At 60.7% G+C, this 18,884-nt stretch carries 14 protein-coding genes and 1 tRNA gene; 8 read left to right on the forward strand and 7 right to left on the reverse strand.

Features of this window, described 5'->3' with window-relative positions:
* Nucleotides 1–2: 2 nt before the first annotated feature.
* Nucleotides 3–1,049: a P63C domain-containing protein gene (locus tag QWE_RS12120; RefSeq protein WP_006726418.1), complete on the reverse strand. Its 1,047-nt coding sequence runs from the start codon at nt 1,047–1,049 to the stop codon at nt 3–5.
* 300 nt (nt 1,050–1,349) lie between these two features.
* Here QWE_RS12120 and QWE_RS12125 point away from each other — a divergent pair, with 300 nt between their 5' ends.
* The 4 genes from QWE_RS12125 to QWE_RS12140 all read left to right on the forward strand — a co-directional run bounded on the left by QWE_RS12125 (nt 1,350) and on the right by QWE_RS12140 (nt 5,436).
* Nucleotides 1,350–2,450, forward strand: a complete 1,101-nt coding sequence (locus tag QWE_RS12125; RefSeq protein WP_006726420.1) for a polyamine ABC transporter substrate-binding protein — start codon at nt 1,350–1,352, stop codon at nt 2,448–2,450.
* An 83-nt stretch (nt 2,451–2,533) separates the two neighbouring features.
* Complete coding sequence (locus tag QWE_RS12130) at nt 2,534–3,688, forward strand: ABC transporter ATP-binding protein (RefSeq protein ID WP_006726421.1); 1,155 nt, start codon at nt 2,534–2,536, stop codon at nt 3,686–3,688.
* Between the two features lie 10 nt (nt 3,689–3,698).
* Complete coding sequence (locus QWE_RS12135) at nt 3,699–4,604, forward strand: ABC transporter permease subunit (RefSeq protein WP_006726422.1); 906 nt, start codon at nt 3,699–3,701, stop codon at nt 4,602–4,604.
* Nucleotides 4,605–4,614: 10 nt separating this feature from the next.
* Nucleotides 4,615–5,436, forward strand: coding sequence for an ABC transporter permease (locus QWE_RS12140; RefSeq protein WP_006726423.1), 822 nt, complete (start codon nt 4,615–4,617; stop codon nt 5,434–5,436).
* An 18-nt stretch (nt 5,437–5,454) separates the two neighbouring features.
* Here the strand turns inward: QWE_RS12140 and QWE_RS12145 are convergent, their stop codons facing one another.
* Together QWE_RS12145 and QWE_RS12150 are read right to left on the reverse strand one after the other, a co-directional pair.
* The gene (locus tag QWE_RS12145) at nt 5,455–5,727 is read right to left on the reverse strand and encodes a DUF6460 domain-containing protein (protein WP_085942934.1); all 273 of its coding nucleotides are present in this window, start codon (nt 5,725–5,727) and stop codon (nt 5,455–5,457) included.
* Between the two features lie 52 nt (nt 5,728–5,779).
* Entirely contained in the window at nt 5,780–7,663 is a 1,884-nt protein-coding gene (locus tag QWE_RS12150; RefSeq protein WP_040300095.1) for an AsmA family protein, read from the reverse strand.
* A gap of 222 nt (nt 7,664–7,885) precedes the next feature.
* Between QWE_RS12150 and QWE_RS12155 the strand changes: the two genes are divergently transcribed.
* On the forward strand, nt 7,886–9,769 hold the full coding sequence (locus QWE_RS12155; protein WP_420804556.1) for an acetoacetate--CoA ligase: 1,884 nt from the start codon (nt 7,886–7,888) through the stop codon (nt 9,767–9,769).
* A gap of 251 nt (nt 9,770–10,020) precedes the next feature.
* Here QWE_RS12155 and QWE_RS12160 read toward each other — a convergent pair whose 3' ends face one another.
* The 3 genes from QWE_RS12160 to QWE_RS12170 all read right to left on the reverse strand — a co-directional run bounded on the left by QWE_RS12160 (nt 10,021) and on the right by QWE_RS12170 (nt 16,215).
* Complete coding sequence (locus QWE_RS12160) at nt 10,021–11,643, reverse strand: ABC transporter permease (RefSeq protein ID WP_006726427.1); 1,623 nt, start codon at nt 11,641–11,643, stop codon at nt 10,021–10,023.
* A 154-nt stretch (nt 11,644–11,797) separates the two neighbouring features.
* Entirely contained in the window at nt 11,798–12,439 is a 642-nt protein-coding gene (locus QWE_RS12165; protein ID WP_006726428.1) for a LysE family translocator, read from the reverse strand.
* Nucleotides 12,440–12,474: 35 nt separating this feature from the next.
* Entirely contained in the window at nt 12,475–16,215 is a 3,741-nt protein-coding gene (locus QWE_RS12170; protein WP_040300096.1) for an ATP-binding protein, read from the reverse strand.
* Between the two features lie 246 nt (nt 16,216–16,461).
* On the opposite strand from QWE_RS12170, the gene QWE_RS12175 reads away from it, so the two are divergent.
* The 3 genes from QWE_RS12175 to QWE_RS12185 all read left to right on the forward strand — a co-directional run bounded on the left by QWE_RS12175 (nt 16,462) and on the right by QWE_RS12185 (nt 17,614).
* On the forward strand, nt 16,462–16,902 hold the full coding sequence (locus QWE_RS12175; RefSeq protein WP_006726430.1) for a phasin: 441 nt from the start codon (nt 16,462–16,464) through the stop codon (nt 16,900–16,902).
* Nucleotides 16,903–17,065: 163 nt separating this feature from the next.
* Nucleotides 17,066–17,142 (forward strand) — tRNA-His (locus tag QWE_RS12180).
* Nucleotides 17,143–17,320: 178 nt separating this feature from the next.
* Nucleotides 17,321–17,614 carry a PilZ domain-containing protein gene (locus QWE_RS12185; protein WP_006726431.1) on the forward strand — a complete coding sequence of 98 codons (294 nt, stop codon included), beginning with the start codon at nt 17,321–17,323 and terminating at the stop codon, nt 17,612–17,614.
* Nucleotides 17,615–17,710: 96 nt separating this feature from the next.
* Here QWE_RS12185 and QWE_RS12190 read toward each other — a convergent pair whose 3' ends face one another.
* Nucleotides 17,711–18,814, reverse strand: a complete 1,104-nt coding sequence (locus QWE_RS12190; protein ID WP_006726432.1) for a branched-chain amino acid aminotransferase — start codon at nt 18,812–18,814, stop codon at nt 17,711–17,713.
* Nucleotides 18,815–18,884: the final 70 nt, after the last annotated feature.

The raw sequence follows: 18,884 nt of genomic DNA on the forward strand, positions 1-18,884 counted from the left end.
GATTATCTGCGAACTGGTGGCATCGGTAGTGGCAGCGAAAACTGCACCATGGTTCGTCCGTAGTGTTGGGCGACTTTCTCTCTTAAGTCCCTAATGTTGTCGCAAGTTTTGGCCATTCCGATAACCTCATAGCACCTCGATACCAGTGCCCGCACTCCCAAGTTTTCAGTTAATTGTCTGTGCCAGCGAATCCCGGCGGGAGGCTTATTGTTTTTTAGATACTCAGCCACATCTGGGTCGAGTGTGTCGTAGATCATTTCGATGACCAGCTTACCCCACCATTTAGGGCGACTATTCAAGGAACCTTTCCAGCCTGTAAGTCGTCCAAACTCACTCCAAAGTTCATCCGGAAACGTTTTCTCCCACGCGCGTAATTCATCTGCGATGAATGCGCGTAGCTTTACTTGAAGGGCGTCCTCCGCTCTTTCGTACTGGTACCCGGTGGCTTCGTCGATCAGCGCCTCCAAGCCCAGCTTCGCGCATGCAGAGAGGAACATGCTGGCCTTTATGGCCATTTGCTTTTGGCGGTCGGTCATTGGGGGAAAGGGGGAATCCGGATCCATCGAGGCCTGCAGTGCGGCTACAAATCCTTGGCACACCTCGATCATGAGATCCGCTGGTAGTCCCTTAACCGCTTTCTCGAGCCCTTCAACCTCTAGGAGGCGGAAGGGAACCATTCTGCTCGAGACTAGGGAAGGGCTTATGAATGGCTCTAGTGCTTTAACCCCTAGGTATTTTTCTAGCGCTCCACCTCCTTTGATTCCTGTAAGCAGCTCAGTTGCGGAGGTTCGGCCAATGATCTTTTCTCCATTGTCTAGAACGTAACATGGAACTTCGAGGCCAATGATGTTTAGGCTGCCTCGCCATCTGGCGATTGGCATCGCTGCCTCAGGTGGTAGAAGATCCTCGTCGTCTATGCTTAAGGGTGAGATTGTCTTGCTCCAGCGGGCTTCTGCGGCCTTCTTTGCGCTGAGTGCTCTTTCCTCTTTCGTCATTGCATTTGCTCTGGCGTGACCGCCCTTCGCTCTGCCTTGCTGCTCATCAGCCATGGAAAGTTCCTCTGTTGTTTGCACGCATAGTTGCTCATTTTTGCACGCATGACAATGGCATGCGTGCAAAAATGATTTTTGATGCGCGCCGAGCCGCCGCTCACCCGTCCGCTTGGTCTTGATGAGATGGTCACGGGGCTCTCTGCCTTCGATTTCCAATGAAACTGATACACCCGATAAAGCATTCGCGACTGCGAAGAATTTCGCTTGTGGCCCGTCCAATTCCTTTCTAGTCTCTTAAAAAATAACGGGAATGGCATAGGGGGCTCTCCGCTCCCCAAGGCTGGAACAGGAGAAAAAATGAAGGCTCATTTCATTCGTACGGCGTCAGTGGCCCTGGCGACGATCTTCATCGCATCGGCTGTCCAGGCGCAGGAACGCGTCGTCAACGTCTACAATTGGTCCGACTATATCGACGAGTCCGTCCTTGCCGATTTCACCAAGGAAACCGGCATCAAGGTTGTCTACGACGTTTTCGATTCCAACGAACTGCTCGAGACCAAGCTGCTCGCCGGCGGCTCCGGTTACGATGTCGTCGTCCCGACGGCGCCGTTCCTGGCGCGCCAGATCCAGGCCGGCGTCTTCCAGAAGCTCGACAAGTCCAAGCTTACCAACCTGCAAAACCTCTGGCCGATGGTCTCCGAGCGCCTCGCAAAATACGACCCCGGCAACGAATATGCCGTCAACTACATGTGGGGCACGACGGGCATCGGTTACAATGTCGCCAAGGTCAAGGAAGCGCTCGGCGCCGACTTCACCGTCGACAGCTGGGATGCGATCTTCAAGCCGGAGAATGCCGAGAAGCTGAAGTCCTGCGGCGTCAACATCCTCGACGCGTCGGATGAGACCTTCGCGATCGCGATGAACTACATCGGCAAGGACCCGGACAGCAAGGAATCGGCTGACCTCGAGGCCGGCGGCGAAGTCTATATGAATATCCGCCCCTCGGTCCGCACCTTCAATTCCTCCGCCTATATCGATGACCTGGCGAATGGCGACATCTGCATGACCATCGGCTGGTCGGGCGATATCCTCCAGGCGAAGGCCCGTGCGGAGGAGGCCAATAACGGTGTCGAGATCAACTACGTGATCCCGAAGGAAGGCACCTACATGTGGTTCGACAACATGGCGATCCCGGCAGATGCCAAGAACGTCGCCGAGGCGCATGAATTCATCAACTTCCTGATGCGTCCCGACGTGATCGCCAAGGCCTCCAATTACGTCCAGTATGCCAATGGCAACCTGGCTTCGAAGGAGTTGCTCGATCCTGAGGTCAAGGACAATCCGGCCGTCTATCCGCCGGAAGAGGTCATGGCCAAGCTCTTCACGATTTCGCCTTACGGGCCGCGTGAACAACGCGTGCTGAACCGGGTCTGGACACAGATCAAGACCGGTCGCTGATGAAAGACCATTCGCCGGGCGCCGCAAACGCCCGGCGAATTGCTTAGGTGTAGGGGCAACAAGCAGACGGCTGGGATCGGGTAATGGCGAAGACACTGGGGCCTGTTAAGCGTAAATTTTCTCCTTGGACCGATCCGGATGCCGTTCCATTCATCCGCTTCGAAAACGTCACGAAGCGCTTCGGCGATTTCGTCGCCGTCGATGATCTCAGCCTCGATATCTACGAGCGCGAATTCTTCTCGCTTCTTGGCCCGTCCGGCTGCGGCAAGACCACGCTGATGCGCATGCTGGCCGGCTTCGAAGAGCCGACCTCCGGTCGCATCCTCCTGCAGGGACAGGACCTGTCAGGCGTGCCGCCCTACAAGCGCCCGACCAACATGATGTTCCAGTCCTACGCGCTCTTCCCGCATATGTCGGTGGAAAAGAACATCGCCTTCGGTCTGGAACAGGACAATCTGGCAAGGGGCGAGATCGACGCGCGCGTCCAAGAAATGCTGAAGCTGGTCAAGCTCGAACAGTTTGCCAAGCGCAAGCCCAACCAGCTCTCCGGTGGTCAGCGCCAGCGTGTGGCACTCGCGCGCTCGCTCGCCAAGCGTCCGAAGGTCCTGCTGCTCGACGAACCGCTCGGCGCTCTGGATCGCAAGCTGCGCGAAGAAACCCAGTTCGAGCTCATGGACATTCAGACCAAGCTCGGCCTCACCTTTCTGATCGTCACCCACGACCAGGAAGAGGCGATGACCGTCTCGGACCGCATCGCGGTCATGGACAAGGGCATTCTCGTCCAGGTCGCCACACCGGCGGAAATCTACGAGGCCCCAAATTCGCGTTACGTCGCCGACTTCATCGGCGACATCAACATTCTCGAAGCCCGGGTCGAGGCCAAGGAGAGCCAGGGGAGCGAAGACCTTGTCCGCATCGACAGCGATGGCGTGAAAATTACCGTCGAGCAGACTTGTGAGGCGAACAAGGGCGACGCCGTCGCCTTTGCCATCCGACCCGAAAAGGTGCGCATCTCCACCACCCAGCCGGAAGGTGCGGTGGCAAATGCTTTGCATGGCGAGGTCTGGGACATCGGCTATCTCGGCGACTTCTCGGTCTTCATCGTCCGTCTCGACGATGGCCGTATGTTCCGCGCTGCCCAGGCCAATGTCGCGCGCCTCGTCGATCGCCCGATCACCTTCGGTGACATGGTCTGGCTGTCCTGGTCGGCCGATGCCGGCCTTGTCCTGACACGCTGAGGGGGCAAGAATGGCCGAAACCGTCACACCCTCGAAGCCCGGATCAGCGAAATGGCTGGTCGTGATCATCCCCTATCTGTGGATGATACTCTTCTTCCTGACGCCATTCCTGATCATCGTGAAGATCTCGCTGTCGGATACGGCGATCGCCATGCCGCCCTATACGCCGGTCCTGGAAGGCTTTGCAGCGATCGGCGACTTCATCAGTCAGCTCGATTTTGAGAACTACATCTTCCTTACCGAAGACCCGCTCTACGTCAACGCCTACCTGTCGTCGCTGCGCATTGCGCTGATTTCGACCCTGCTTCTGCTGCTGATTGGCTACCCCATGGCGCTCGCCATGGCGCGCGCTTCCGTGACCATTCGCCCGACGTTGGTCATGCTCGTCATCCTGCCCTTCTGGACCTCGTTCCTGATCCGCGTCTATGCCTGGATCGGCATCCTGAAGCCGGAAGGGTTGCTGACGGTGCTTTTGCAGTCGCTTGGGCTGATGGACGAAGGCAGTCAGGTGCAGATCTTCCGCACCGAGATCGCCGTCTTCATAGGCATCGTCTATTCCTATCTGCCCTTCATGGTCCTGCCGCTCTATGCGGCTCTGGAAAAGATGGACAGTACCCTGCTCGAGGCGGCAAGCGATCTCGGCTGCCCGCCCTGGAAGGCCTTCTGGAAGATCACTTTTCCGCTCTCGATCCCGGGCGTGATCGCCGGCTCGATGATCTGCTTCATCCCGATAACAGGCGAATTCGTCATCCCGGATCTGCTGGGTGGTGCTGATACGCTAATGATCGGCAAGACGCTGTGGACGGAGTTTTTCGGCAATCGCGACTGGCCGCTGGCATCAGCCGTCGCCGTCCTGCTCCTGCTCATTCTGGTCGTGCCCATCGCGATCTTCCAGAACCAGCAGCAGAAAGTGTGAGGGCGCGGCGATGAAACCCGGAAAATTCGACGCGACCATCCTCACGCTCAGCTTCGCCTTCCTCTACATCCCGATCCTCATCCTGGTGGTCTACTCCTTCAACGAGTCGAAGCTGGTGACAGTCTGGGGCGGCTTCTCGCTCAAGTGGTATGGCGAGATATGGCGCAATGCCGGCCTGATGAGCGCCGCCTGGGTGACACTCCAGGTCGGTCTCTTGAGCGCGACGCTCGGCACGGTCCTCGGTACGCTCGCCGCCCTCACACTCGTTCGCTACACGCGCTTCAAGGGGCGGCTACTGTTCTCCGGCATGGTCTATGCACCGCTCGTCATGCCTGAAGTCATCACTGGCCTTTCGCTGCTTTTGCTCTTCGTTGCTGTCGGTGTCGATCGCGGCCTGATGACCGTCGTCATCGCCCATACGACCTTCACCATGTGTTATGTGGCAATCGTCGTGCAGTCGCGTCTGCTCACCTTCGACACGAGCCTGGAAGAGGCAGCGCAGGACCTCGGCTGCCCGCCGGTCAAGACCTTCTTCAAGGTCACGCTGCCGCTAATCCTTCCGGCCGTGATTTCCGGCTGGATGCTGGCTTTCACGCTTTCCCTGGACGATCTTGTCATCGCGAGCTTCACCACGGGGCCGGGCGCCACGACACTGCCGATCAAGATCTACTCGCAGGTCCGCCTCGGCGTAACGCCCGAGATCAACGCCATCTGCACCATCCTGATCGGCATCGTCACGATCGGCGTCATCATTGCCTCCATCGGGACGAAACAGCGTGAGCTTCAGCGACAGCGCGACGAACATGTCGCCGCACGAGGCACACTGGCCTGAACGTTTAGCGGTTCTTCGTCAGCCCCGCGGCGGCATCAGGATATAGGTGACCAGCCAGATCGGCAGGATGACCACGGCTCCCATCAGCATGCGCGGTGCTGCCCAGGCGAAGGCCAAGACCATGCCATTGTGAAGCTCCTCGGCCGTCACCCCCAGGAAGTCCATGACTGATTTGGGCGTGATGCCGAAGATGGACAACAGGCTGCCGGCCAGCAACGATGCCAGAGCCAGTTTCAGAAAACCCGACAGCACTGTGTGCACCAGCCGTCCCCCAACCTGTGATTCGTCCATTCTAGTATTTGAGTTTTCGAATGGAACAGTCAGGCAGCGACGCTTTCGACCTTTATTGTCCTGGGGCGGGCCGAGCGGGGATAGGCGAAATGACGGGATCGCTCCAGGCGCCGCCAATGAAGAACCTGAGGGGAGGCGGGGTCTGGTCGCCCTTGCTGCCAGCCGCAAGCGCGCCCGTAAGCGCCAGTGCCTGCCGGCTATAAGGGATGATCCCCGTCAGCTCGAGCATGTGCCGCTCACCAACGATTTGAGCCCGCTCGACCTCGGCTGAGCCGTCCGAAAAGCGCACGGCAATGTCCAGCGTGCGGTAGTCGAAGCCCTCATTGCCCGTGGCGCTCAGCTGGAAATAGGCTCGGTCTGCCGCGAGGCGCCGCAATCCGTCCGCGCTGAAGCCGGAAATGACGCCATTGTCCGACGCGATTGTCAGCCTGCCGGACATGGCCTCGATATTGCGCTGCCAGCCGGTGCCGACCAATTTCGCATTGAAGCCGACGGATCCGGTCCCCTTGAGTGAAGGGCCCCCTTCCAGCGAAAGCCGCGACATCAGACTTCCGAGATCGACGCGGGTCATGGTGACCGCGACATCGGCGCCCTTGTCGAAACCTTCACCGGTGCCGCTCAGTCGGGCGGCAATGGTCCCACCGAGGAAGCGTGTGTCGGCAATCACGAGGTTCAGCGCGTCGCCGCGACCGATGAGGCTTGCCCCAAGGTCGGTCATGGGAAAGACGCCGAAGGTAGCCGTTGCCGCAGAAAGGCGCAGGTCGATGTCGAGCCAACGGGTGAGGCCGGGCAGGCGAACATTCGCCCGGTCGCCGACATTGATAGACAGGGCCTGAAGCAGATCGTCCAGCTGAAGATGGTCGATGGCAAGCGTACTGCTCAGCAAGGGCCGGTCGCCGGGGCGGTTTCTGAGTGTCAGGATGCCGTCACCGCGGCTGCCGTTGATCTCGAAGTCGAGATTCTCGAAACGCCACTCGTCTTCGGCATGTGTCACCCGCGCCTTGATGGCGGCGGTCCGCCAACGTTCGGTGCCGGCAAGGCGAAGGCCAAGGGCCGCAGCCGTCTTGGGAACATCGGAGATGCGAAGATTGATGTCAGTGTTCTCAGCACTCGCCTCCCGCAGGCTGACGGTTCCCCGAACCTCTGCGCTTGAGTCGGCAATCGTGGCGGAGGCGTCAACCCTGCTCGCCGCTCCGCCGATCAGAACCAGCGGTGTCGGCGTCTGTAGCTTGACCGAAACCGGAGTATCGCCCAGCCGAAAGGTCCCTTGGCCGGACAGAGGTGCTGCAAGACCCGGCCAATCGATGTTCGCATTGACGCCGCTTGCAATGAAAGATGCGCCGCTGGCGACATCGGTCAGCGTGACCTCGCCGTCGATAATGTCGACCGTTCCGATTTCTGCCTTGTCGGCCGGAATGTTCGTCTGCCCGCCAGACGTGGCGGCCACTGCCGCGCGGACGGCATCGCTCAATACGCCTTGATCGCTCCAGTCGAGCCCGCCATCGACGCCGCGCCAGACCTGGATACGCGGGCGCACCAGGCGAAAGGCGCTGAAGTCCGGCCGGCCGGCAAGCGCCGAGATCAGGCCGAAGCGTGCCGAAAGCCGGTCAACCTCCCCGAGCGTCTCCGTTTGACCGTCGGTGACGCGCGTAACCTTGATGCCAGTCAAAGTGATTTCGGGCTGCGGCCAGAAGCCGATATCGGCAACATCGTCGATCGTGACCTCGTGTCCGACCCAGGCTGCGATCGACGAGGCGATGGCCGACCGCACCACGGAACTCGACACGAGATAGGGGGCGCTGAGCCGAAGGACGATCGATGCCGTCAGGATGACGGCGGCGACCAGCAAGGCGAGCTTGATCATGCCCCTGCGGCGGCCACGCGGCCAGCGGGAGGAGGGGCGTGAAGGATGATCGCCACGTCCTGGATTGCGCATGCCCTGTTGAAGGTCCTGAGGTTTCGTGAACTCCTGCGCGGATATAGGAATTTGCCCTCTGGTGCAAATGTCAGACCATATTCCAAGCCGCTCGCGTCTGTATATTGCATTGCCGCATGCTATAGAAAGACCATGCTTGCAAGGAGGATCAGCATGACCGGACAAAAAGCCCTTTGGACACCGTCTGAAGACTTCAAGGCGAAGCAGCCGCTCACCCTGTTCATGCAGTGGTGCGCCGAACGCCTTGGCAGGAGCTTTGCGGACTATGATGATTTCCATCGCTGGTCCGTCGAGGACCGCGCCGCATTCTGGTCTGCCGTCTGGGACTATTGCGGCGTCATCGGCGACAAGGGCGATGTGGCACTGTCTGACGGCGATGACATGCTCAAGGCCCGCTTTTTTCCCGAAGCGCGACTGAATTTCGCCGAGAACCTGCTCGCCCATGCAGGCGAGGGCGATGCGCTGATCTTCCGTGGCGAAAACAAGGTCGCTGATCGATGGTCCTGGTCGCGACTGACTGCGACGGTGTCTCGCCTGCAGCAGGCGCTGTCCGCCATGGGGATTGGTGAAGGTGACCGTGTGGCGGCGATGATGCCGAACATGCCGGAGACGGTCGCCCTGATGCTGGCCGTCACCTCGCTCGGCGCGATCTGGTCATCCTGCTCGCCAGATTTCGGCGACCAGGGCGTGCTTGACCGTTTCGGCCAGATCGAGCCGAAGCTCTTCGTCGCCTGTGACGGTTATTGGTATAGCGGAAAGCGGCAGGACGTCTCCGACAAGATCGTCGCCGTCGCCGCCAAGCTCGATGTCCCCGTACTCGTCGTGCCCTATGCCGGGGACACGGCAACGCTGATCGAGCGCTTGGCCGATGGCCGCAGCTTCGAACAGTTCATCACGGATTTCTCGGTCAAGGACATCGAATATCGTCGTCTGCCCTTCTCCCATCCGATCTACATCCTCTTCTCCTCCGGCACGACCGGCGTGCCGAAATGCATCGTTCATTCGGCCGGCGGCACGTTGTTGCAGCATCTGAAGGAGCATCGTTTCCATTGCGGGCTTGAGGCCGGAGAGCGGCTTTTCTACTTCACCACCTGCGGCTGGATGATGTGGAACTGGCTCGTCTCGGGCCTGGCCTGCGGCGCGACCCTCTGCCTCTATGACGGCTCGCCCTTCTATCCCGACGGCAATGTCCTCTTCGACTATGCCGCGACCGAGAAATTCGCGATCTTCGGCACATCGGCCAAATACATCGATGCCGTCCGCAAGGGCGGCCTCGTGCCGAAGTCCTCGCATGATCTGTCGAGCCTGAGGCTGATGACCTCGACCGGCTCGCCACTGTCGCCGGAGGGCTTCTCCTTCGTCTATGAGGGCATCAAGGACGACATCCAGCTTGCCTCCATTTCCGGCGGCACCGACATCGTGTCCTGCTTCGTGCTCGGCAATCCGCTGAAGCCCGTCTGGCGCGGCGAAATCCAGGGGCCGGGTCTCGGCCTTGCGGTCGAAGTCTGGGATGACGACGGCAAACCAGTGCGCGGTGAGAAGGGCGAACTCATCTGTGCCAAGGCCTTCCCGTCCATGCCGGTGATGTTCTGGAACGATCCCGACGGCGCCAAGTATCGCGCCGCCTATTTCGAACGCTTCGACAACACCTGGTGCCATGGTGACTTTGCCGAATGGACCGAGCATGACGGGATCGTCATCCACGGGCGTTCGGACGCGACGCTGAATCCTGGCGGTGTCCGGATCGGAACGGCCGAGATCTACAACCAGGTCGAAAAGCTCGACGAAGTGGTCGAGGCGATCTGCATCGGCCAGGACTGGGATGACGATGTCCGGGTCGTCCTTTTCGTGCGCCTTGCGCCAGGCCTGTCTCTCACGGAAGAACTCGACAAGAAGATCAAGACGCAGATCCGCACCGGCGCCTCGCCGCGTCATGTCCCGGCCAAGATCATTCAGGTGGACGACATTCCCCGCACCAAGTCCGGCAAGATCGTCGAGCTTGCTGTGCGCGAGGTGGTGCACGGACGACCTGTCAAGAACAAGGAAGCGCTCGCTAATCCGGAAGCGCTTGCCCTCTTCGCCGATCTGCCACAGCTGCGCTCCTGACGAAAAAGTGTCCCGAAACGCAGCAATATCAGAGCAATACCTCAAATGTGGGGTAGCTCACAGCGCGGCCAGGTAAGGATCTCTTAACTGGCATTCGGCAAGACTAGGGGCAACTTGGAGATGCGCGATCAGACGCAGTGAGGCCTCAAGACAAGCCTCCGACAAAATGTCGATCGCTCGAGTACTCCGGTTCGACAGCATTGACTCAAGGGCGGCTTCGGCCGCCCTTTTTTTTGTTCTGCGAAGCCGGGTCAACGCCTTTCGTCGAGCGATCGGGAAACCAGGATCACCGGGATCAGGCCGGCAGCAATAATGATGATCGCAGCCACCGAGGCATCCTGTGCCATGCCACGCGAGGCATCTTCATAGACCAGTGTGGCCAGCGTATTGAAGTTGAATGGCCTGAGCAGGATCGTGGCTGAGAGTTCCTTCAGCGTCTCGATGAAAACGAGCAGGGCCGCAGTCAGAACGGCCGGACGCAGGTTGGGAAGCAACACCTGGCGCAACGTCTGCAGGCCAGAGCGGCCAAGCGTGCGTGCCGCCATGTCGAGATGCGGCGAGAGCTTCTGGAAGCCCGCATCAACAGTGCCTTCCGCCATCGTCAGAAAGCGGACGGTATAGGCATAGACGATCGCAAAGCCGGTGCCGGACAGAAGAAGGCCGGTCGAAATGCCCATATTGACACGCAGCCAGCCGTCTACGGCATTGTCGAAGCTCGCAAACGGGATCAGGACCCCGATGCCCAGCACCGTGCCGGGAATGCCATAGCCGAGCGAGGCAAGTCGTCCCGCACCCTTCGCCAGGCGCGAACGGTCTGTCCGCGCGGCATAGGAGAGCACGAAGGCCAGAATGACCGTGATTAGCGCAGCAGCCGAAGACACGAGCGTCGAGTTCCAGAGGGCATCAAGCAGACGGGGCTCGAGGAAATCGTCGAGACGACGGAGCGCAAACCTGCCGAGCACGAAGACCGGCACGGCGAAGCCGACGAGGATGGGCAGAAGGCAGAAGACCACCGCAAGCCCCGCTTTCAATCCCTTTAGCCGCAGCCGGATGGCATCTGGGACGATGGCCGTCGTCTTGTGGCTGGTGAAACGCTGTTGACGGCGGGCCATCCGCTCCACGATCAGCAGCCCCGCAACGATCACCAGCATGACGCAGGCGATCTGCGCTGCACCCGCCAGACTGCCGCGGTTGAGCCAGGTGTCGTAGACCGAAAAAGTCAGTGTCTGCACGCCGAGATATTCCACCGCGCCGATGTCGTTCAGCGTCTCCATCATAACAAGCGTCAGGCCGATCATGATCGCTGGGCGTGCCATCGGTACTTGGATGCGGGCAAACACCCTGAAGGGGCTGGAGCCAAGCGTGCGGGCGACATCGGCTGCCGCGCGTCCCTGCATCAGGAACATCGACCGACAGGCGAGGTAGACGTAAGGGTAGAGCACCGCCGACATGACCAGCACGGCGCCCGACAGCGATTTCACATCGAAGAAGCTGTATTCGCGCGACGACGTGAAGCCGAAGATTGCCCTATAGGTTGTCTGCAGCGGTCCCGTGAAATCCAGAAACTCCCCGAAGGCATAGGCAGCCAGATAGGAGGGAATGGCGAGTGGCAGAACGAGGGCGGGGGAGAGGAGGCGGCGGAGCGGGAAATCGCATGCCGTGACCAGCCATGCCGTGCCGACCCCGACCACCGCTGTTACGAGGCCGGTAAACAGCAGTAGCCAGAAGGTCCTGACACCGGCGCGCGGGATGACATTCGACATCATGTGCTGCCAGTTGTCGGGCTCGGCCGAGAAGCCGATGACGAAGATCGCCACGATCGGCATGACGACGACCGCCGCGGCAATCAGCGCAGCCAATGTTGCCGATCCCATGCGTCTGCTGGCATGCGTGCCCTTGGGCGAAACGGAGTGGGCTGTGCCCGTGCGCGGCAATGTGGACAAACGGTCGGCCCTTGCGAATGCGGGAATGGCTTTCCTCTAGCGGAAAGCGAGGGCGATGAAAACCGGCCCGACTGTCGCGGTGCAGTCAGCGCCGCAGATGTGTCAGACTTTCGCCGATCAATCGCAGCCCAAGTGCACCGATAACGGCGCCAGCGAGGCGATCGACCCAGAGTTTTGCGTTGAGATAGGCGCGTTGCGATCGCGGCACCGAGAAGGCGATCGCAACGATGGCATACCACCCGGCCTCGATCAGAAAGATCGCTGGCGGCAGTGCCAGAACTACCATGAGTGGCGGGTTCTGTGGCATCAGGGCAGCAAAGATGCTGGCATAGACCACGGCAGTCTTCGGATTGCTGATCTGCGTGACGAAGCCGAGCGCCAGAGAGCCGGGCAGCGAGCGCATGCTCCTCCCCTCTGCCGATCCGACCGAGAGCGGCGCAGCTGCGCCGCGCCAGATCATCACACCCAGATAGACGAGATAGAGCCCGCCCGCGACCTTGAGAACCAGATAGAGCCATTCTACCCGTTCGAGCAGGGCAATCAGGCCAGCCAGCGCCAGAACCGCAAAGAGAGCCCCGCCAAGCCCCATCCCGATAGCTGCCGCAAGTCCATGCAATCGCGTATTGGAAAGCGAGATCCGCGACACCAGCACGAAGCTTGGCCCTGGGCTCATCGCGCCGATCGCGATGGCGACGGCAATGCCAAGGAGAATACCGAATGCCGTCATGCTGTTTTCCCCGAATTCGCGGTCATTTCATGATGTCAGTCTGCCAAGACCCTCGGCGACGGAAAGGTCACCTCGACCAGCGTGCCTTCGTTCGGCGTCGACGAGATCGCAAACTGGGCCCGGTTGGCATCGACCATGGCCTTGGTCAGCGGCAGGCCGAGACCGGTGCCGTCGCCGCGATTGCGCGGCGTGCCGGTCGAAACCTGCCGGAAAGGCTTCATCGCCTGCTCGAGTTCACTGCGCGACATGCCGATCCCGGTGTCCCGGATCCGAAGCACGACGCTGCCATTCGCCTCATAGGCTGTCGAAACGATGATTTGCCCGCCGGACGGCGTGAAGCGGATGGCATTCGCCAGGATGTTGAGCACGATCTGCTTGATCGATCGCCCGTCGGCCACGACATTCGGCACGGCCTGCGACAGTGCGGTCCGGATGATCACCCGCTGGCCATTCGCCTGCGGCTGCACGATCGATACCGCCGCCTGCACGGCCTCGTTCAGACCCACAGAGGAGAAGTCGAGCTCCATCTCGCCCGCCTCGATCTTGGAAATGTCGAGCAGGTCGTTGACGATGTCGAGCACATGTCGGCCCGAGCGCACGATGTCATGGGCATATTCGCCGTAGCGCGGATGACCGACGGGACCGAAATGCTCGTTGGCCATCATGTCGGCAAAGCCGATGATGGCGTTGAGCGGCGTGCGGATCTCGTGGCTGACACGGGCCAGGAAGTCGGTCTTGTGGGCGTTGGCCGTCTCAGCTGCGCGTTTTGCATTGCGCAACTCTTCCTCGGTCCGCTTCCATTGCGTGATGTCGCGAATGACGGCGCAATAGCCGTTGGACGAGTTGAGCCTGCCAATGGTCATGAACAGCGGCAGGAAACCGCCCGAGGCCTCGCGGCCGATCACTTCGCGCCCGTCGTTGAGGACGCTGGCGACGCCATGACCGGAAAGCCCGTTCAGATAGTCGAGGATCGACTTCTGGCTCTCATGCGCAAACAGCATGACGAAGGGTTTGCCGCGCGTTTCCATGTCGTCGAAGTTGAAGAGCGCGCTTGCCGCACGGTTCATCGAACGGATGTCTCCGTCGGAATCGAGGATCACCACGCCGTCGGTCGCGGTTTCCAGGATCGAACGTAACTCGTCGATCTCGACCTTCAGACGCGCGACTTCGCCCGCCTGCGCCGGTGTCGCGACAGGGGCAACAATCTCCATCTCGGGCTCGGCTGGCACGTCCGGCCGGACCTGTTCCTCAGGCTGGGCGATCAGTGCCAGCATCAGGGCGGTGGTTTCCGCGAAGCGCACGGACTGCAGCCGTGCGGTGACCGGCAGCAGGCGATCATCGGCACAGAGCGCCACGACCTGGCCTGCCTCGTCACCGGGCTCTTCCAGATCACGACGCTGGATCAGCGTGTCGAGACCGCCGGCCTCGTCAAGTTCGCCCAACGTCTTGTAGCCCGTCAGCGCGAAAAATTCCGGATTGGCGTGGATCAGCCGATCGCCGACATGCACCAAAAGCGCGACAGGCATCAGGTCGATGATATCGGCGGTCAGGCTGCGTTCGCGTTTTCCGGCCGGCCGATCCGTTGCGAAAGCTGGCAAGCTCGCTTCGACAGCCAGTTCGGAAACGGATGCGCTCGGCTCGGTCGGCGTGACCGCGCTTGCAGGCTCCGGCTGGCTGGGCTCTGGCGTTTTCGGTGAAGGCGTGGACGGCTGCTCCCGCAATACAGGCGGTTCGGAAGGCGCAAGCGACTGCTCGACCTTCGCCCTGAGGCTCAGCGGATCGAGCTTACGGGCGATCTCCTGGAATGCCGCCTGTTCGCCGGGTGTCAGGCTGTCGCGCTGACGGACGCGATGATCCTGCAACTGCACGACCTTGTCCGGCAGACTGGGTTTTCGCGGCTCCATGATCCGCAGCACCGGTGGCTCGAAGTCAACAGGGCGTGAGGGCGCAGGCTCCTCGGTGCCTTCTGCTTCCACACTCGGCTGAACCTCGTCGATAACGTCGTTTTCATCATCCGCATCGATTAGGTCATCGAGGATTTGTTCGCCAGCTTCGGCTATCTGCTCTTCGACATAGTCTTCCGGGGGATGGATCTCGCCTTCGCTGAGTTCACTCAGGAACTCCGCGAGCTCCTCGTCCCGGTCGCTATGCATACCGGTCGGCAGTTCCTCAGGCGTATCGACGGTAGGCTGCTGCTCGACAAAGGTCATGCCGATCGCGTCCGGATCGTCCTGTGCGTCGGCGACCCTGACGATCCCGAAGCCGCGGAAACCGTCGAATTCGCGATTGCGCGTATAGGTCGGCAGGGCCGCCAGATCGACGGGCACGACCAGCCGGGTTCCTTCGACGGGCCAGTAGATCGTCTTGCCGGACCATGTGTCGCGCTTCTTGAGAAGCTCGCCGATCTTGCCGTCCGGATCGAGGTTGAAAAGGGCTGCAAGATCGGAGAAGGCGACGCCCTCGATATCGGCCGCACGCGGACCGACCGCCTGGGCGAACTCCGCGGAAACTTCGCTGAAGCGGCCCTCAGCATCGATCTTCCAGACGAAGCGTGTGGCGCGCCGATCCTGACGAAACGCGAAGCCTTCGCCGTCGATGTGTTCGTCCGCGAGCCTGCTCGTCGGCGCGACGGTCGCCGCAGCGGGGGGCTCAACGGGCTCAACGATTTCATTGGTCGCGGACATGTCCGCTGCCGCGATCACAGGCGGTTCGTCGGACTGTTCGGTCGTCTCTGAGGTGGGCAGATCCGGCTCGCTTGCGAGCGCATCTTCGGTCTCATCCGCGAGCTCGACATCCTCGTCCACCGTTTCGTCCTGCTCGTCGAATGCGTCGGTTTCCGGTTCGATCTCCTCGATATCTCCAAGGGCGGCAATCACGCTCTCGAAGGGGGCCGCAGGCGAGGGGAGTTCGGCCGCTTCTGCCATTGACTGATCCGCGGAGATTGCGAAGTCTTCCGTCTCCGTCTCCGTCTCCGTCTCCGTCTCCGTCTCCGTCTCCGTCTCCGTCTCGGTCTCGTCTTCGACAGTGTCGTCGGCCCGGACAGGCTCGGCGATCGCGGTCGGCAGATCCTGCTCCTTGTCTTCCGCAAAGTCGTCACTCGGGTCCATCTGGCCGAGGATCGTCTCGACGGCAAACAGAAGATGGAGCGCCGGCGCGTCCGAGATCTTGCCGATAGCGGCCGGGAGATAGCCCCGGCCCGTCGGGATCGGCCGCTTGACGAGCCGGTCTCCATCCGCCTCGACCAGGTTGATCAGCATGCGCGCCGTCTGCGGCGTAATGCCGAGGCTCGGGAAGCCGTTGGAGCTTGCAACCAGGCCGCCCTCGCCATCGAGCACCGCCATATGCGTGTCCGGATCGTCAAAGCCGCTCATCAGCTCCTGGGCCAGCTGCTTGTCCCCGCTCGCGCGCTTGAGGGCCGGCAGCGAGAGCAGGATCACCGGCTCACTCTTGCGAATCTCGATGCAGTCGGCAGAGGCCGTGATCGGCAGCTTCTGGAAGCCCGAGGTGATGCGCAGCATCAGGCTGCGGCTGTCGCCCGGCGCTGACAGCTGGCGGGCAACCGTTTCGAGCTGCCGGAAGGTGATGTCGGAACGGTTAGGGCCTTCCTCGAGAAAGTCGTAGATCGAGTCGGCGCCGAAGAAGCGCGCACCGGCGCCGTTGCACCAGAGAACCCGTTCCAGTCCCGGCGCAAACAGCACGAGCGCCTCGCCCCGCGCCAGACGCGGTCGGATGAGGTCGTGCACGGCGACATCGATGAATGGGTATTGAGCGGGCATTTCGGGACCTGTCGCTTCATGACCTGCAAGCAAATTAACAGATTTTTAATAGCTAGGCAGTGCCTTTGGGTCCAGAAAGTCGGCACCCTTTCGATTGATAAGGTTAATCCGCCGCGGTTTTCAACATGCAGAAAATCTAATTGTGCAGTGCACAATGATATTGCAATGCACAATATGAGGTGCTATATAGGGTTCATGAATGAAACGAAGGGGTCGCCGAGATCCCGCGACAAGAGGAAATGCATCATGAACACCAAGGATATCTTCTCTTTCTCCTCCTTCGATCCTTCGAAGATGCAGGAAAGCTTCCGTGACTTCGCCGAAAAGGGCGCAGTTCAGTCGAAGGAAGCCTATGCCAAGATGAAGTCTGCCACGGAAGAAGCCACGAAGACCGTGGAAGCGACTGTCCAGACGGCCCAGGCCGGCACCGTCGAACTCGGCCTCAAGGCCATCGACGCGATGCGCACCAATGCCGATCTCTCGCTCTCGCACATGGAAGCGCTTCTCGGCGTGAAGTCCATGGCTGAACTGGTCGAACTCCAGACCGCCTTCATCCGCAAGCAGGCTGAAGTGACGATCGAACAGGCCAAGTCGATCCAGGAAACCGCCAAGAAGGTTGCCGAAACGATGACCAAGCCGGGCAAGGAAGCTGCCGAAAAGGTCATGTCCTCGCTCAAGGTCGCCTGATCGACCGCGATTGGTGAAAATCCTCCCAAGGATCTAGAGGCCGGGCACAGCGCCCGGCCTTTTTCATTTCCAGAGCCTTTTCACGCAATGCGCAGAAAGGGCTTGAAAAAAAATCCATCTGCTCGTATGTGACCCCTCGACGGCGTCAGCGACGCGGTCATGTGCGGTTGTAGCTCAGTTGGTTAGAGCGCAGGTTTGTGGCACCTGAGGTCGGAGGTTCGAGACCCCCCAACCGTACCATTTTCTCCACATATCTATCTGGTATCTGCTCCTGAGAGACGCACTGCGTTTTGGCGCCATCCGGCATCGCTCAAATGCGATCGATTCCGTTTACCCGAATGAAAGGCCTCTAACACTTGGTCCTTTCGCCGGCTGCGACTTCCTGCTCTGGTCCTCTGCGTCTGAATGGAGGCCCTAGATGGAACGACGGAATGAGATGCGGCGGTGCTGCGAACTGAGTTCGCTGGTGCTGATGTTCGGCTGCCACTTCCGCGCCTTCATTTCCGACTGGAGCCCGAAGGGACTGAGACTGGAACTGAGAGACGGGCTGATGCTCGGCGATCGCGAGGCCTTCGTCCTGCATTCCGGGCGCTTCGGCGTGCTGCACGCGCAGGTGATCTGGAGGCGAGATAAAGAGGTCGGGGCTCGCATCCGCAATTGGCGAACGGCGGCGGTGGCCGACAGACACCATTTCCTGGGCCTTCACGACTAGGCCGCTCTGTCTGTCCATCCGCATTGATCCAGTCATGAAAAACCCCGCCATGCTGACATGACGGGGTTTCCGAAGATGCGCAGGCGCGCTCTGGGCTCAGACGCGCGTGACTTCCTTTACCCAGCCATTGACGTCAGCGACGGAGCCGCGCTGGATGCCGGTCAGCTGGTTGCGCAGCTTCTCGGTTTCGATGCCGGTGCCGGCATTGCCGATGACGAACTCGCCGCCGGGATGGCGCACGGTGCCGATCGCGGCAACGACGGCAGCCGTCCCGCAGGCAAAGGCCTCGCGCAGCTTGCCGCTACGGGCATCCGCCATCCATTCGTCGAAGGAATAGGGACGTTCCACAACCTTCAAACCATTCTCGTTGGCGAGCTTGATGATCGAGGCGCGCGTAATGCCCGGCAGGATCGTGCCCGAGAGCGGTGGCGTGACGACGGTGTTGTCGTCCATGACGAAGAAGACGTTCATGCCGCCGAGTTCCTCGATCCACTTGTGCTCGGCGGCATCGAGGAAAACGACCTGGTCGCAGCCGCGGCTTGCCGCTTCCTTCTGGGCAAGAAGGCTGGCCGCATAGTTGCCGCCGCACTTGGCAGCACCGGTACCGCCAGGGGCTGCGCGCGTGTAATGCTCGCTGACCCACAGCGTGACCGGCTTGCTGCCGCCCTTGAAATAGGGGCCGACGGGAGAAGCGATGACGCAGAAGATGTATTCGCGCGAAGGGCGGACGCCGAGGAAGGCTTCGCTGGCGAACATGAAGGGGCGCAGATAGAGGCTGCCTTCACCCTCCGGAACCCATTTGGCGTCGATCTTGACCAGCTCTTCGACCGCCTTCAGGAAAAGCTCTTCCGGCACGTCGGGCATGGCCATGCGCTCGGCCGACTTGTTGAAGCGGCGGGCATTCTCTTCCGGGCGGAAGAGCGTAATGCGACCGTCGGCACCCTTATAGGCCTTCATGCCCTCGAAGATTTCCTGGGCGTAGTGCAGAACGCTTGCCGCCGGATCGATCTGGAACGGCTTGCGGGCCGAAACTTCCGGGCTGTGCCAGCCCTTGTCGACATGCCAATGCACAACCGCCATGTGGTCGGTGAACAGTGTTCCAAAGCCCAGGTTTTCGAAAGCCGCGAGCCGCTCGGCTTCCGGCATGGGCGAGGCATTCGGAACGATCTGGAAGTCGAGAAGTGCGGGATTCGTGGTCATGGAGAGCCTGTGCCTGAGCTGTTCACGGTTGCGATGGCCACGCCGATGGAGCGGTCGCAGCCGGTGCCGT

The sequence above is a fragment of the Agrobacterium albertimagni AOL15 genome (assembly GCF_000300855.1).
Classification (GTDB): Bacteria; Pseudomonadota; Alphaproteobacteria; order Rhizobiales; family Rhizobiaceae; genus Allorhizobium; species Allorhizobium albertimagni.

Excerpts from the sequence above, each read along its gene's own strand:
- QWE_RS12160 (WP_006726427.1), bottom strand. The coding sequence starts at position 11,643 with ATGGGATCGGCAACATTGGCTGCGCTGATTGCCGCGGCGGTCGTCGTC.
- QWE_RS12185 (WP_006726431.1), top strand. The coding sequence starts at position 17,321 with ATGGAACGACGGAATGAGATGCGGCGGTGCTGCGAACTGAGTTCGCTG.
- QWE_RS12145 (WP_085942934.1), bottom strand. The coding sequence starts at position 5,727 with ATGGACGAATCACAGGTTGGGGGACGGCTGGTGCACACAGTGCTGTCG.
- QWE_RS12150 (WP_040300095.1), bottom strand. The coding sequence starts at position 7,663 with ATGCGCAATCCAGGACGTGGCGATCATCCTTCACGCCCCTCCTCCCGC.
- QWE_RS12170 (WP_040300096.1), bottom strand. The coding sequence starts at position 16,215 with ATGCCCGCTCAATACCCATTCATCGATGTCGCCGTGCACGACCTCATC.
- QWE_RS12155 (WP_420804556.1), top strand. The coding sequence starts at position 7,886 with ATGCAGTGGTGCGCCGAACGCCTTGGCAGGAGCTTTGCGGACTATGAT.
- QWE_RS12125 (WP_006726420.1), top strand. The coding sequence starts at position 1,350 with ATGAAGGCTCATTTCATTCGTACGGCGTCAGTGGCCCTGGCGACGATC.
- QWE_RS12135 (WP_006726422.1), top strand. The coding sequence starts at position 3,699 with ATGGCCGAAACCGTCACACCCTCGAAGCCCGGATCAGCGAAATGGCTG.
- QWE_RS12130 (WP_006726421.1), top strand. The coding sequence starts at position 2,534 with ATGGCGAAGACACTGGGGCCTGTTAAGCGTAAATTTTCTCCTTGGACC.
- QWE_RS12175 (WP_006726430.1), top strand. The coding sequence starts at position 16,462 with ATGAACACCAAGGATATCTTCTCTTTCTCCTCCTTCGATCCTTCGAAG.
- QWE_RS12120 (WP_006726418.1), bottom strand. The coding sequence starts at position 1,049 with ATGGCTGATGAGCAGCAAGGCAGAGCGAAGGGCGGTCACGCCAGAGCA.
- QWE_RS12190 (WP_006726432.1), bottom strand. The coding sequence starts at position 18,814 with ATGACCACGAATCCCGCACTTCTCGACTTCCAGATCGTTCCGAATGCC.
- QWE_RS12140 (WP_006726423.1), top strand. The coding sequence starts at position 4,615 with ATGAAACCCGGAAAATTCGACGCGACCATCCTCACGCTCAGCTTCGCC.
- QWE_RS12165 (WP_006726428.1), bottom strand. The coding sequence starts at position 12,439 with ATGACGGCATTCGGTATTCTCCTTGGCATTGCCGTCGCCATCGCGATC.